The organism is Porphyrobacter sp. MBR-155 (assembly GCF_040547625.1).
Classification (GTDB): domain Bacteria; phylum Pseudomonadota; class Alphaproteobacteria; order Sphingomonadales; family Sphingomonadaceae; genus Erythrobacter.
Genome location: NZ_JBEPQB010000002.1, coordinates 41,446 through 56,145, shown reverse-complemented (window position 1 = coordinate 56,145; position 14,700 = coordinate 41,446). Strand labels below are relative to the sequence as shown.

11 protein-coding genes are annotated in these 14,700 nt (G+C 62.3%); 5 read left to right on the top strand and 6 right to left on the bottom strand.

The features are described 5' to 3' along the window. The first annotated feature begins 16 nt into the window (after positions 1-16). On the top strand, positions 17-724 hold the full coding sequence (locus tag ABIE62_RS02000; RefSeq protein WP_354323116.1) for an ABC transporter ATP-binding protein: 708 nt from the start codon (positions 17-19) through the stop codon (positions 722-724). Beyond that, positions 721-3,246: an ABC transporter permease gene (locus tag ABIE62_RS01995; RefSeq protein ID WP_354323114.1), complete on the top strand. Its 2,526-nt coding sequence runs from the start codon at positions 721-723 to the stop codon at positions 3,244-3,246. The genes ABIE62_RS02000 and ABIE62_RS01995 overlap by 4 nt, the downstream gene beginning before the upstream one ends. 27 nt (positions 3,247-3,273) lie before the next feature. Here the strand turns inward: ABIE62_RS01995 and ABIE62_RS01990 are convergent, their stop codons facing one another. Together ABIE62_RS01990 and ABIE62_RS01985 are read right to left on the bottom strand one after the other, a co-directional pair. Then, positions 3,274-3,696: a DUF805 domain-containing protein gene (locus ABIE62_RS01990; RefSeq protein WP_354323113.1), complete on the bottom strand. Its 423-nt coding sequence runs from the start codon at positions 3,694-3,696 to the stop codon at positions 3,274-3,276. Between the two features lie 140 nt (positions 3,697-3,836). Then, positions 3,837-6,461 (bottom strand): TonB-dependent receptor, encoded by a 2,625-nt coding sequence (locus tag ABIE62_RS01985; protein WP_354323111.1) that lies wholly within the window; start codon positions 6,459-6,461, stop codon positions 3,837-3,839. Between the two features lie 415 nt (positions 6,462-6,876). Between ABIE62_RS01985 and typA the strand changes: the two genes are divergently transcribed. The 3 genes from typA (at position 6,877) to ABIE62_RS01970 (ending at position 11,126) form a co-directional block, all read left to right on the top strand. After that, entirely contained in the window at positions 6,877-8,712 is a 1,836-nt protein-coding gene (gene typA, locus ABIE62_RS01980; protein WP_354323110.1) for a translational GTPase TypA, read from the top strand. A 69-nt stretch (positions 8,713-8,781) separates the two neighbouring features. Next, positions 8,782-10,293: a sodium/proline symporter PutP gene (gene putP / locus ABIE62_RS01975; protein ID WP_354323109.1), complete on the top strand. Its 1,512-nt coding sequence runs from the start codon at positions 8,782-8,784 to the stop codon at positions 10,291-10,293. A gap of 101 nt (positions 10,294-10,394) precedes the next feature. Next, entirely contained in the window at positions 10,395-11,126 is a 732-nt protein-coding gene (locus ABIE62_RS01970) for an extensin-like domain-containing protein (protein WP_354323107.1), read from the top strand. Between the two features lie 202 nt (positions 11,127-11,328). On the opposite strand, the gene ABIE62_RS01965 is transcribed toward ABIE62_RS01970, so the two are convergent. From ABIE62_RS01965 to ABIE62_RS01950, 4 genes are all read right to left on the bottom strand, one after another. Beyond that, the gene (locus tag ABIE62_RS01965; protein ID WP_354323105.1) at positions 11,329-11,949 is read right to left on the bottom strand and encodes a response regulator transcription factor; all 621 of its coding nucleotides are present in this window, start codon (positions 11,947-11,949) and stop codon (positions 11,329-11,331) included. A gap of 142 nt (positions 11,950-12,091) precedes the next feature. Then, complete coding sequence (locus tag ABIE62_RS01960) at positions 12,092-12,838, bottom strand: proteasome-type protease (protein WP_354323104.1); 747 nt, start codon at positions 12,836-12,838, stop codon at positions 12,092-12,094. A 63-nt stretch (positions 12,839-12,901) separates the two neighbouring features. Then, the gene (locus tag ABIE62_RS01955) at positions 12,902-13,741 is read right to left on the bottom strand and encodes a transglutaminase family protein (protein WP_454184780.1); all 840 of its coding nucleotides are present in this window, start codon (positions 13,739-13,741) and stop codon (positions 12,902-12,904) included. Between the two features lie 5 nt (positions 13,742-13,746). Beyond that, positions 13,747-14,691 carry an alpha-E domain-containing protein gene (locus ABIE62_RS01950; protein ID WP_354323101.1) on the bottom strand — a complete coding sequence of 315 codons (945 nt, stop codon included), beginning with the start codon at positions 14,689-14,691 and terminating at the stop codon, positions 13,747-13,749. Positions 14,692-14,700: the final 9 nt, after the last annotated feature.

Below are 14,700 nucleotides of genomic sequence, written 5' to 3'. Positions count from 1 at the left end.
ATGCCATCGGAAACCTGTGACAAGTCCCTCTCTCGCAATCAGCGCCCGCAACCTTACCCTCACCCTCGGCAGCATTGCCGCGCCGGTCACGATCCTGCGCGGGATTGATCTGGACATTGCGCGCGGTGAGGTGGTGGCGCTGCTTGGCCCATCGGGTTCGGGCAAGAGCTCGCTGATGGCGGTGCTGTCGGGGCTTGAACGCGCCAGCGGCGGCAGCGTGACGGTGGCGGGCGCGGATTTCGCCGCCTTGTCCGAAGATGGCCTTGCTGAAGCGCGCCGGGGGCGGATCGGAATTGTGCTTCAGGCGTTCCACCTGCTCCCCACGATGACAGCAGCCGAAAACGTCGCCACCCCGATGGAACTCGCCAGGATGGCCGACGCCGCGCCGCGCGCGCAGGCGGAACTTGCCGCTGTCGGCCTTGGCCACCGCACCGGGCATTACCCCACCCAGCTTTCGGGCGGCGAACAGCAACGCGTCGCCATCGCCCGCGCCACCGCGCCGCGCCCTGATCTGATCTTCGCTGATGAACCGACCGGCAATCTTGACGCCGCCACCGGGGAAGAGATCATCAACCTGTTATTCGCCCGCCGCGCCGAAACGGGGGCAACGTTGCTGATCATCACCCACGATGCCAGTCTCGCCGCGCGCTGCGAGCGGGTGTTGACGATGGCCGACGGGGTGATCGTATCGGACACAGCGCCAAGCGCAGCCGACGCAGCATGAGCCTGCCGCTCAAGACGGCGTGGCGCATTGCCCGGCGCGATCTCAACGCCCGGTTCCGGGGCTTGCGCTTGCTGTTGGTGTGCATCTTCCTCGGCACCGCCGCGCTCGCCGCGATCGGCACGCTGACATCGGCGATCGAACGCGAATTGGCTTCATCCGGGCAGGAGCTGCTCGGCGGCGATCTCGAAGTCGAAATCTGGCAGCGCGACCTTGCCCCCGATCAACGCGCCGCGCTGGAGGAATATGGCGAGGTTTCGAGCGGATTCCGGTTGCAGGCGATGGCCAGCACGCCGCAAGCCGCCGCGCCGATTGAACTAAAGGCCGTGGACGCCAAATGGCCGATGTTCGGCGCGCTGGTGCTGGCTGACGGGCGCAAAGTCGGCGCGCCTTCGGGCAACAACGCATGGATTGCGCAAACCGCGATAGACCGGCTCGGCATCGCAGTGGGTGACAGTTTCACCGTCGGCACCGCCACCCTGACAGCCGCTGGCGTGATCAAGGACGAGCCTGATCGCCTGTCAGAAGGGTTCCAGCTTGGCCCGACGGTGATCGTCGCGCAAGGTGTGCCTGCCGCCGCCGGATTGCTACAGCCCGGCGCGCTCTATCAAAGCAAACACCGCGTCGCCTTCGCCAATCCCGCGCGCGATCCCAAGGCGGTTGAGGAGGCGTTGACAGACGCCTTCCCCAATGCCGGGTTCGATATCCGCACCCGCGACCGCGCATCGCCCAGCACCGACCGGTTCGTGCGGCAGATGAGCGATTTCCTCACGCTGGTGGGGCTGGCTGCGCTGGTGATCGCGGGCATCGGGATTGCGGGCGGGGTGTCGTCCTATCTCGATCAACGCCGCACCAGCATCGCCACTCTGAAAGTGCTGGGCGCGACATCGGGCGATATCGTGCACATCTATGCAATGCAGATCGGGGTTGCGGCGCTGGTGGGGAGCCTTGCCGGGCTGGCCACGGGCGTGTTGATCACCCCCGTGCTGGGCGCGGCGTTGCAGGGGCTGCTGCCGGTGGAAAGCGGGTTTATCATCGCCCCGGCCCCGCTAGCGCTGGCGGCGGCCTATGGCTTGCTGGTCGCCTTTGCATTCGCCGCTGCGCCCTTGCTGCGCGCGCGCAGCTATCCGGCGATGGCGCTGATGCGGTCGGGGATTGTGCCGCTGGGGCGTGACAGGCGCGCGCTGATTGCCACCGGTCTGGGGATCGCCGCGATCTGCGCGCTGGCGCTGCTGACCACCGCGCAGCCGCGCCTTTCGGGCGGGTTCCTGATCGGTGCAGGCGGCGCGCTGGCGCTGTTGGCGGGGCTTGGCTGGGGCATCCAGCAACTCGCCCGCCGCGTGCCGCGTCCGGCCAATCCCTTGTTGCGCAGCGCATTGTCGAACATCCACCGCCCCGGCGCGCCGACCGGGGCGCTGGTCACGGCGCTGGGGTTTGGCCTTGCCGCATTTGTGCTGCTGGCCGCCGTGCAAAGCGCGATTGACGGCAATATCCAAAGCCGCGTGCCGCGCGATGCGCCCGATTACTTCGTGCTGGACGTGCCGCGCGATAAAGAGCCGCGGTTCTTCGATCTGATCCAGCAGGATTTCCCCAAGGCCGCGATCCGCACCGTGCCGACCATGCGCGGCGCGGTGCTGGCTTTCGGGCCTAAGGACGCGATGGTGCGGGTTGCCGATCTGGATCAGATTCCCGACGGCGCGTGGGGCCTGCGCGGCGAACGCGGGCTGACCTATTCGGACACGCTGCCGCAGGGCAACCGCGTAGTGGCGGGCGAATGGTGGAGCCCGATGCACGATGGCGAGCCGCTGGTGTCGATGGACGTTGATCTGGCCAAGGCCGCCGGGCTGGAGGTGGGCGATTACATCACCGTCGGCATCCTCGGCGTGGAACGCACCGCGCGGATCGCTTCCTTGCGTGAGATTGACTGGGAAAGCATGGGGTTCAACTTCCTGCTGGTGTTCAGCCGCAATGCGATCAGCGATGCTCCGCACAATCTTTCGGCCACGATTGATCTGCCCGCAGGCGCGGATAGCGACGCGCGCGGACGGCTGCTGCGCGCATTGGTAAGGGAAATGCCGTCGAGTTCGGTGATCGAGGTCGGCAGCATTCTGGACGAGGCGCGCACTATCCTCGATCAGGTGAGCCTGGCGACGCTGGCGGCGGCGGCGGTGACAGTGCTGGCGGGGCTTGCAGTGCTGATGGGCGCGATTGCTGCGGCGCGCGCGGCGCGCACCTATGACACGGTGATGCTGCGGGTGCTAGGGGCGAGCCGGCGGCAGATATTGCTGCTGCAACTGGCCGAATATGGCCTGATCGCAGGCGTGCTGGCGGTGGTTGCACTGGGGCTGGGATCGGCGCTGGCGTGGGTGGTAATCACCCAGCTGTTCAGCTTTGACTGGCTGCCCGATTGGGGCCAGGTGCTCGGCGTTCTCGGATTTGGCGTGGCGCTGGTTCTCGCCTTCGCCCTCGCCGGATCGCTGCCGCTGCTGCGGGCGAAACCGGCGCAGGCGCTGCGGGAGCTGTAACCCCCGGCAGCGCCCGCGCGGGCGGCCTCAGGCGAAAACGTATCCGCCGTATGAGTCTTTGGGATCAGGGCCATAGCGGTTGGGGCCTACCGTTCCCGGCAACATCAACGGCACCAAACCGGCGACAAGATATAACCAGCCTGACATGTTGCGATCATGCATCCGCCGCACAGTTACCGCTAGCAAGGGAATGAAGGAGGCTAATATATACAGACCGAGGAGGGCCAGACAGATCATAGGAAGGCTCATCCAGTCTGTAGTTATTTCCAAGTATGCGGCAGCTAATATGTTCGGATCATCAGGTAGTGCCATCGTCACACTCACGATCGTGTAGATGAACGGTGTTATCAGCACCAGCGTCACCACCGAATTGAGGAGCTGAAACATCCAGTATTCCATTCGCCGCGAACGCCCATGAAAATCGGCATACCGTTTAAACGGCAAAATCATCCATCGCATAATGTGATCGTCCTTGCACTCAAGAAGCCTCGGCAAATCAACACAATCGTGCCCGCAACGCAAACATAAAAAAAGCCCCGCGCATCAACTGCGCGGGGCCTTCTCTTTTGCTTGTCAGCCTTAGCGTGGGCTCAGAACTTGAAGCGCACCACCCCGCCATAGGTGCGCGGCTGGTTGGGATAGCCCGAAACCGTTCCGGCCTGCGCGACGCCATCAAACACCGTGATGATGTACTTATCGTCGAACAGGTTGCGCGCAAACGCCCCGACTTCAAGCCCGTTGTCCAGCGCCAGTGTCATCGAGGTGTTTACCAGATTGACTTCGCGGTTGAATATCTGGGTGTTGCCCAATCCTCTATTGAATGTCGGCAGGCCGTTATTGATCGGCGTGCTGCTTTCATGGTTGAAATCAACGCGCGTGATCAAACGGTTGCCGCTGGCTCCAAATTCGTGGGTATGGGTTGCCGAGGCAACAAGGCTCAAATCAGGAACCCCGCCAACAGACTGCCCCGAAAGATCGCCCAGCACACTGCCCGGGAAACTGTCGAACTTTGAATCGAGGTAGGTCGCAGCAAAAGTCAGCACCAGGCTTTCGGCTGGCGATACCGTCGCATCGAATTCAAAGCCCTGAACAGATTGCTTGCCCGCATTTTGCAACGCAAAGCCAAGACCGGTGAACGCAAGGCTCTGGAAGCCGTCGATGGACTGATCGAACACTGCCAGGTTAAAGCCGACGCCATCCCACTGCGCCTTGACCCCAAGTTCGTAAACCTCTGCCTCTTCAGGACCGGCAAAGCGTGTGCCAGTGGTCAGGTTCGGTGTCGCCAGCCCCGCATCGATGATCGGCGATGATGGGGCAGCAAAGGTCGACACGCCCGGGCCCGGGGTAAAGTCAGTCAGTAGTGGGCGGCTGTCACGCGACAGGTTGACGGAGCTCGCCTTGAAGCCTGTCGCGTAGCTGGCGTAAACGTTGACCTCGTTCGACACCTGGTACGCCACGCGCAGCAAGTACGAAAAATCGTCATCGCGCGTGCGCCCGTCTTCAACCGCGTTGGGCACGTCCGGGAACGGTGTCTGGAATTGCAACGCCCTCAGACCAAGCAGCGGGTTCACGGCCGGATTGGTAGCAGCAGCAAGCAGTCCTTGCTGATTTGCGGTCGGCAGAGCCTGGAATTGTGCCCGGTTGGTGACAGCTCCACCGGTCGCGCCGATAATGAACGCGTCCACCAGATTGATATTCGCCAACGGATCGAGTGCGTTGAAATCAGACGTGAAGTCCTTTTCATCGTCGGTGTAGTTGAAACCGGCGGTGAACACGAGGCCATCGAGCGGTTCAAAATCAACGGTGCCAAAGATCGACCATGACTTGTTGTCGACCGTGAAGGTTTCGCTGGTCAGGAGGTCACCACCAAAGATGCTGCCGTTCGGCAGGCCGAGCCCGGCTTCGGCTTGCCCGAGCACCGCGTTGCCGACAGCGATACGCTGGGCACCAGTCGGGTTGGGTGGCAGCAGCGCAGCGGGTGCTGCCTGGAACGCGGCAAAATCGCGGAAGTCGGCGCCTACAGTCAGGAAGCTGTCTTGTTCGATTTCTTCGTCAAAATAAAAGCCGCCCAGCAGAAAGTTGATCGGGCCGTCAAAGTCTGATGCAATGCGCAGTTCCTGCGTAAATGTATCCACTCCTTGATCGCGCGATTCATTGACGAGATCGGCGCTGGTAAAGTCAACGTCCTGCAAGAACGAATTGTTCAGCTCGCGATAGGCCGTGATTGAAGTGACGGTAAAATTACCAAACGACCAGTCAATCTGGCCCGAAAAGCCGTAGTTCTCGTTGTCATTCTCCGGAATCACGTTGAGGAAATTGTCAAAGCTGAAGAAGTCGGTCGGGAATTGCCCGCCGACTGCGCCAATGGCACCCGCGGTTATCGGGCCGACAACAAGGTTGCTGGTCTGGCAGCACACTTCTTCGATTTTCGAATAATCGCCGATCAGACGGATTTTGATGTCAGCCGTCGGCTCAATCAACAGGTTGCCACGGACCGACCAGCGGTCACGATCATTGATTTCCGCGTTGTCGAGGTTGACGATCCGGCCAATCCCGTCGCGTTCCTGATAGGATCCGTCGACCGAAAAGGCGATATTGTCTGTGATCGGGCCGGTCAATTCACCGCGCAGGAAAATCTGGTCGAAATTGCCATAAGTCGCTGAAACCTGACCGCCGAATTCGTATTGCGGTTCCTTGGTCACAACCGAAATCACACCCGCGCTCGCATTCTTGCCGAACAAGGTCGATTGCGGCCCGCTCAGCACTTCGATGCGCTGAATCATGTTGAGATCGGACAGTGATGAGGCTGAGCGTGACCGGAACACACCGTCGATAAACACACCGACCGAAGGTTCGATCCCGAAATTGTTGTCGCCGTTACCGAAGCCGCGGATGATGAAGGTCGTTGCAGATGACGTCTGCAACTGGCTCACGCGAAGCGATGGCACCACGGTTTGCAGATCGAGCACGTCACGAATTTCTGCCCGCTCAAGCGTTTCACCGCTGGTCACCGAAACCGAGATCGGCGTTTCCTGCAGCGTCTGCTCGCGCTTGGACGCGGTCACGATAATGACGTTGCTGCTTTGAGGGGCATCGACTTCGGGCGCCTCATCTTGCGCAAAAGCGACACCCGGTGCGCCCAAGGCAAAAGCCGCTGCACCAGCGAGCAGGGTCAATCGGTATGATCCGGCAAAGCCGGTGGTGGTCGAACGCATGGAAGCTCCTCTCCTAAATCCCGCGACCCCGGCGCCGGTTAGGGCCCGCATCTCAAGATGCGTTCTCTCCCGTGGTCGTGCAGCGGCGGTGATAAGCGAGTGTTGCGCCAGCGACAAGCCGCAGAACCACGCTTTTCCAAGGCAAAACGGCAGATTGTTGCGCAAGAGTCACACTGCCACGCCTACGGCCCATCGCTTCGTAAAGCCCTGCGCTTGCCCCGCGCGCGCGCTTGCGCTAGGCGGCGCGGCAATGTTGCATCGCAGCACTCCGGCGCGTCTGCGGCCCATGCCGTAGCGTCAAGGTCTGTCGCTAACTCGCCACAAACACCGCCTAACGCATCGTGCCCGGCGCGCGCTGCCCGTATTTCATGCACCGGACGCCCCGCGACCGGCTTTTTTACCGGAAGTTTCCCGAATGTCGTCTGCCCTGAGAAATATCGCGATTATCGCCCACGTTGACCACGGAAAGACCACGTTGGTTGATCAGTTGTTCCGCCAATCGGGCACCTTCCGCGAAAACCAGCGGGTCGAAGAACGCGCAATGGATTCGGGCGATCTGGAAAAGGAACGCGGGATCACGATCCTTGCCAAGTGCACCAGCGTCGAATGGCATGGCGCAGATGGCACCACCACGCGCATCAATATCGTCGACACCCCCGGTCACGCCGATTTCGGCGCCGAGGTGGAACGTATCCTCAGCATGGTGGACGGCGTGATCCTGTTGGTCGACAGTGCCGAAGGTGCGATGCCGCAGACCAAGTTCGTGACCGGCAAGGCACTGGCACTGGGTCTGCGCCCGATTGTCGTCGTCAACAAGATCGACCGTCCCGATGGCCGCCCGCAGGAAGTGCTGGACGAAGTGTTCGATCTGTTCGTCAGCCTTGATGCTGCCGACGATCAGCTCGAATTCCCGGTGCTCTATGCATCGGGCCGCGATGGCTATGCCAGCGAAGATCAGGATCGCCGCGAAGGCAGCCTGGCCCCGCTGTTCGAAAAGATCATCGAACACGTCCCCGCCCCCGGCCTCGACCCGAACGCGAAGTTCAGCTTCCTTGCCACGCTGCTTGATCGTGACAACTTCATGGGCCGCGTGATTACCGGGCGGGTGCAGTCGGGCACGATCAAGGTCAATGATCCGATCCACGCTATCGATATGGACGGCAAGGTGATCGAAGTGGGCCGCGCCACCAAGCTGATGAGCTTTGATGGGCTGGAACGCGTGCCGGTGGAAACCGCACAGGCGGGCGACATCATTGCTCTGGCGGGCCTTGAAAAGGCCACCGTGGCCAACACCATCTGCGATCCTTCGGTATCCGAACCGATCGCCGCCCAGCCGATTGATCCGCCGACGCTGGCGATGCGTTTCTCGGTCAATGACAGCCCGATGGCTGGGCGCGAAGGCACCAAGGTGACCAGCCGCATCATCCGCGACCGGTTGCTGCGCGAGGCCGAAACCAACGTCGCCATCCGCGTCACCGAATCCGAGGACAAGGACGCCTTCGAAGTCGCCGGGCGCGGCGAATTGCAGTTGGGCGTGCTGATCGAAACGATGCGCCGCGAAGGGTTCGAGCTCGGCATCAGCCGCCCGCGCGTGCTGTTCCGCGAGGAAGATGGCAAGCGCATGGAGCCATACGAAACCGTCGTCATCGACGTGGATGACGAACATTCGGGCACGGTCGTGGAAAAGATGCAGCGCCGCAAGGCAGACCTCACCGAAATGCGCCCGTCGGGCGTGGGCAAGACCCGCATCACCTTTTCCGCCCCGTCACGCGGGCTGATCGGCTATCACGGTGAATTCCTGTCCGACACGCGCGGCACCGGGATCATGAACCGCTTGTTCGAGAAATACGGCCCCTACAAGGGCTCGATCGAAGGGCGGCAGAACGGCGTGCTGATCTCGAACGGCGATGGCGAAGCCAATGCCTATGCGCTCAATATGCTCGAAGAACGCGGCGAACTGTTCGTCGCCCCGCAGATGAAGCTGTATGAAGGCATGATCATCGGCGAAAACGCCAAGCCCGACGATCTCGAAGTCAACCCGATGAAGGCCAAGCAGCTTTCCAACGTGCGATCATCGGGCAAGGACGAAGCGATCCGCCTGACCCCGCCGCGCCGGATGAGCCTGGAACAATCCATCGCCTATATCGACGACGATGAAATGGTCGAAGTGACCCCGCAATCGATCCGTCTGCGCAAGGCGATCCTCGATCCCAACGAACGCAAGAAAGCACGCCGCCGCAAGGACGGCTGATCGGCGCAGGCGGGAAAAAATCCCGGCTAGCGGTGGCCAAGCGCCCGCGCGCTTGTTACCCACCGCGCCATGAACAGTGCCACTCTCGCTTCCCTCGCCGCCTATTTCATCCTGATGCTCGCCATCGGGCTTTACGCCTGGCGCAGATCGACCGGGGATTCTGCCGGCTATCTGCTGGCAGGGCGCAACCTGCCGCCGTCGGTCGCGGCGCTGAGCGCAGGCGCATCCGATATGTCGGGATGGCTGCTGCTGGGCCTGCCCGGCGCGCTGTATGCCACCGGACTGGTCGAAGCGTGGATCGGGATTGGGCTATTCATCGGCGCGCTCGCCAATTGGGTGCTGGTTGCGCCGCGACTGCGCGAACAGACCGAGCGGATCGGCAACGCGCTCACCATCCCGCAATTCCTCGCCAACCGCTTCCCCGAACGCGGCACCGCGCTGCGGGTGACATCGGCAATCATCATCGTCGCCTTCTTCACCGTCTATACCGCAGCCGGCCTCGTCGGCGGGGGTAAGCTGTTTGAAACCGCCTTTGCCGGAATCCTCCCGAACACCGGGCTGAGCGACTATATGCTCGGCATCGTCATCACTGCCGGGATCGTGCTGGCCTACACCATGGTTGGCGGGTTTCTGGCGGTCAGCCTGACCGATTTCGTGCAGGGGTTGATCATGATGGGGGCGCTGGTCATCATGCCGCTGGTGGTGATGTTCGGCCCCGGCGGATCGGCGGGCGGGAGCCTGACCGAAGTGCCGATCGAAGGCTTTCTCGACCTCACTTACGGCCTCACCGCCATCGGCTTTATCAGCGCGGTGACATGGGGGCTGGGCTATTTCGGCCAGCCGCATATCATCGTGCGCTTCATGGCGATCAACCGGGTGGAAAACGTGCGCCGCGCGGCGGCGTTCGGGATGGGATGGATGGGCATTGCGCTGCTTGGCTCGATCGGGCTGGGCATCGCGGGGCGGGCCTATGCGGAACGCAACGGGCTGGTGGTGGACGATCCCGAAACGATCTTCATCGTGCTGGCGCAATTGCTGTTCCACCCGGCGGTAACAGGGTTTCTATACGCCGCGCTGCTGGCCGCGATCATGAGCACGATTTCATCGCAGTTGCTGGTCAGTTCGAGCTCTTTGACCGAGGATTTCTACCGCCTGTTCCTGCGCCGAAACGCCAGCGAGCGTGAGGCAGTCAATGTCTCGCGCATCGCGGTCGCACTGGTCGCCATCGCCGCGATCGTGATTGCGGCTGATCCGAACAGCCAGGTGCTGGGCCTGGTCGCCAATGCCTGGGCTGGGTTTGGCGCGGCGTTCGGCCCGCTGATCCTGCTGGCGCTGATGTGGCATGGCAAGGATGGGACGGGCAAGGATGGCACGGGCATGACCGGGGCGGGCGCAGTGGCCGGGCTGGTGACCGGCGCGGGCGTGGTGGCCGGATGGATCGCGCTGGGCTGGAACGCGCAGTTACCAGCCGCGCTGGGCGGCGGCCCCGGCCTTTACGAAATAGTCCCCGGCTTTGCCGCAGCGATGGCGGCGATCATCGTGGTGAGCAAGTTCACCCGGCCGAAACCGGGGATTACCTAAGCGCGGGGCACCTCGCGCCTTTTACCTACCCCACTTAAAACCATCACCTATCCGCATTCGTTTCCGGTCTGTTAACCATTATTGTTTAATAGTCCTTAGCTATGACAGGCACAGGCAAGATTCGCGTAACGACGCTGATTGCAGCCACGCTGGCGCTGGCGGGATGCGGCTCGTTGATCCCCGGCGGCGGCAGCGGGGCTGCGCCCGGTTCCGTCAGTACATCAGACCGCACACCTGCGGCCCGCCCGGCCACCCGCGTCAGTTCCGCCCCGCAATCCTATGTCCCGCGCCCCGAAGATGCGAGCTGCCTAGCTGATCTTGGCGCCAGCGGTGCGCGGTTCGATGCCCTGCCCGATGCCTACGCCGCGCCCGGATGCAACAAGCTGGGCACGGTGCAACTGATGGCGCTGGCGGGCGACCGTGCACCGCTGAACGTCAGCAATATCGGCGCAGTGCGCTGCGGCACCGCCAAGGCTTTCAATGACTGGGCGCGGTTTGGCGTTGACCGCGCCGCGCGCCAGATCCTTGGCAGCCCGGTCGCGCGGATCGAAACGATGGGCAGCTATTCCTGCCGCAATGTCGCCGGGACTGAACGCCGCTCCGCCCACGCCCGCGCCGAAGCGATCGACGTTTCAGGCTTTGTGCTGGCCGATGGCCGCCGGATCGTGTTGCAGCGCGACTGGGACGGCGGCGATGCGGCCACGCGCGAATTCCTGCGGGTGGTGCACAAAAGCGCGTGCAAGCGGTTTGGCACCGTGCTTGGCCCCGAATACAACGCCGCGCACAAAGACCACTTCCATCTCGAAGGCACCGGCGCGACCTTCTGCCGTTGAGCAGAGCCAAACCCCATCCGGTCGGGTTAAGCGAGAGCTGGCACGAACACCGGTCGCTGCGCCTTCCCCACTCCGCCGCGATGGCAGGCCGCAATCGGTCTATGAGCGGGCTGCGTTAAATCTGACGCAGGTCGCCCGCTCCATCCTTTGTTGTCGCATCGTAAAAAGCTGGAAACCGGTTCCCACTTTTCAGCACGATGCTCTATGCTGTCAGCTTCGGCTCCAGCTTGGCTTCCATTTTCAGCCGCACCGCTTCAGCCGCATGGCGTGCGCCCAGCTTTGTCATCATGTTGGCGCGGTGGATTTCGACCGTGCGCGGGCTGATTTCAAGTTCGCGCGCTATCGCTTTGTTGCTGCTGCCCATCGCCAGCCAATCGAGCACTTCGCGTTCGCGCGTCGACAAAGTGGAAATCCGGTCACGCGCTTCGATCATCCGGCGGCGCGCCACGCCGAATTGCTCGGCCTCTTTCTCGATACGGTCGAGGCAGCGGGTGAAACGTTCAGGATCAAACGGCAGTGCGAGATAATCAAGGGCCCCGGCCTTGATCGCTTCGACAATGCGATTGGGGCGCGGCTGCTCATCGACCGCGATCAGCGGGAGCCAGATGCCCAGCCGCCCAAGCCGATCGAGGATCATGCCGACCCCACCATCTTCGGCAGTATCGCGGGCGATGATGATGCCTTCGCGCGGCGGGTGAGCCGCCAATTCGGACAGATCGCCATACACTTCGCAATGATGGCCCAGCGCGAAGCCTATCCGGGCCAGTTCGGCACGTTGGCGGCTACAGGAATCGATGAAGTGGAGCGTGGCTTTTCGTGTCATGGGCACAGGCTTGCGGCAATCCCTTAAGGGATACACGCAGTAGCGCCGCCGATCTGGAGCATTCACCACACCGGGAAAGCATCTTACCATTGAAATTGCTTCGATATTCTCCTCCATATCGGAGTTTGATTATGGTAAAGATTCAACCCTTGTCGGCAAATTGGTAAGGTGGAAGCGAATGGAACGCGGATCGCAGCGCATTTCCCCAACCCGATGAGATCGTTTCGAAATATGGATCATCGGCGGTAATCCGGTGTTCATGGGCAGGCGCGAACCCATCCTTGTCGATCACCAGCAGATCCAGCGGCAGGCCGACCGACAGGTTCGCCTTGAGGGTGGAATCGAAACTCACCATCAGCAATTTCACCGCATCTTCAAAACTCATGTCGCGATCATAGCCGCGGATCAGGATCGGGCGGCCATATTTGGTTTCGCCAATCTGGAAAAACGGCGTGTCCCAGCTGGCTTCGATGAAATTGCCCTCGGGATAGATCATGAACAGGCGGGGCTGCATACCGGCGATCTGCCCGGCCACGATCATGGTGGCGGTAAAGCGCCCCTTGCCGCTATCTCCATTGCCGCTTTGCGCGGCTTCGATGGTGGCGCGCAGCAAGCGGCCGATTTCAGTGACGACCTGAAACATCGTCGGCCCTTTAAGCAGCGCGTTGTCACGTTCCTCCGGCGCCTTGGTGCGTTCTTCAAGCTGGCTGATCACCGCCTGCGTGGTGGCAAGGTTGCCCGCGGTCATCACCGCGATCATGCGTTCGCCCGGCACGTTCCAGTGGAACAGCTTGCGGAAGGTGGAGATGTTGTCGACGCCCGAATTGGTGCGGGTGTCGCTCATCAGCACCAGCCCCTTATCCAGCACCATGCCAACGCAATAGGTCATGCCATATCCTTTTTCAGCAGCGCGGTGCCCCTATACCGAAGCGCGCGCCTAGGCAAAGGCGGTCTATTGCGATGATTGATCTTGCTGCTGCCCCGTTGGGCGCGATTCCACTGCTACGCCCACGGTCAGCACTTCTGCGGTCGCGCCAATGCTGATCCCGGTGATCGGGGCGGCATCGCGGTAATCGCTGCCGGTCGCCACGCGGACGTAACGCGGATCGGGGCAAATGCCGTTCGACACATCGAACCCGACCCAGCCCAACCCTTCGACATGGGCTTCGGCCCAGGCGTGGGTGGCTTCCTGTTCGATCCGGTCATCCATCATCAGATAACCGCTGATATAGCGCGCCGGGATACCGGCCGCCCGCGCCGCGCCGATGAAGATATGCGCATGGTCCTGACACACGCCGTAACCATGCTGCATCGCTTCTTCGGCGGTGGTGGCCGAATGGGTGCGCCCGGCCTCGTAAGCAACGCGGTCACGGATCAGGCCCGACAATGCGTGGAGGAAATCGAGCGGCGCATCATCTATCGGCCCCGACACCTCGCGCAGCAAGGCTCGCAGCTTTGCACCCGGTCGGGTCAGCGCGGTCTGGCGCACGAAACTCCACAACGGCAGATGACCCGAATGGCGGCCGATCACCCCGGCATTATCATCCGTCTCAACCGTGCCCGCGCAGGTCACCGTCACCTCACGCGCGCCGGGGTCCAGCGCGATCAGCGTGACGTGGTTGAAATGCTGATCGTCATATTCAAGTTCGGCATGGGCGTTTTCCAGCGCCATCGACCAATCGATGATCCGCTGCCCCTGCGTTTCCTTGGGCGTCAGCCGCAACCGCTGCAATGCGTGCACCACCGGCTGCGCAAAGGCGTAATGCGTGGTGTGCCGGATCGAGAGGGTCATACTGCTCATGCGTGGAACCGGTAATCCTGTGCAATCGCGTGCGCGATGGCGGCGTTGCGGGCGAGGAAATCGATCAGAAATTCGTGCAGCCCGGCCTCGAATATCTGATCGACGGTAAGGTGGCTGATGCGGGTATCGGCATCGCGCATCAAGGCATTGCATTGCCCGTCTGCCCCATGCATCCGCGCCAGCGCGGCCAAGGTTTCGCGCAGCGCATTGCGGCAAAACGCAAGGCTGCGCGGGAATCGATCATCCAGCACCACAAATTCGACAATCCCGCGCGCTTCGATCTGCCCGGCGTTGAGCCAGCTATAGACCCGCGCGCCCGCGACCGATCGCAGCACCTGTTCCCACTGCCCGGTATCGAGGCTGGAACCCACGTAAGACAGCGATGGCAGCAGCAGGAAATACTTCATGTCGAGAATGCGCGCAGTGCTGTCTGCGCGTTCGATGAAGGTGCCGGCACGCGCAAAATGATAGCCTTCGTCGCGCAGGATCGAACCTTCGAACGCGCCGTGCACCTGCGTGCCAGCGCGCCGGATTGCGCCCAGCACCTCGCCCACAGCGGTCTGCCCGACCGGGCGGGCGAGCATGGCATCGAGCTTCATCCAGTTATCATTGACCGCTTCCCAGACATCGGAAGAAATATTGGTGCGGGCCGTGCGCGCATTGCTGCGCACCGCGCCGAACATTGCGCGGATATTGCCGGGGTTGGAGCCCCCGCGCAGCACAAAGTTCCACACTTGCAACCCGTCATAGCCATCATGCACTGCCTCATAGGCCGCTTGCAGGCCGAGCGTCGCGATCACCGATCGCCATTCCGCCTCGGCCGTGGTCAGATCGCGGGTCAGCGCCATGCGCAATGCCGCGTCGAGCAGGCGCGCGGTGTTCTCTGCCCGCTCAAGATAGCGGAACATCCAGAACAGGCTGTTGGCGGTGCGGCCTAGCATGGGGCGGGG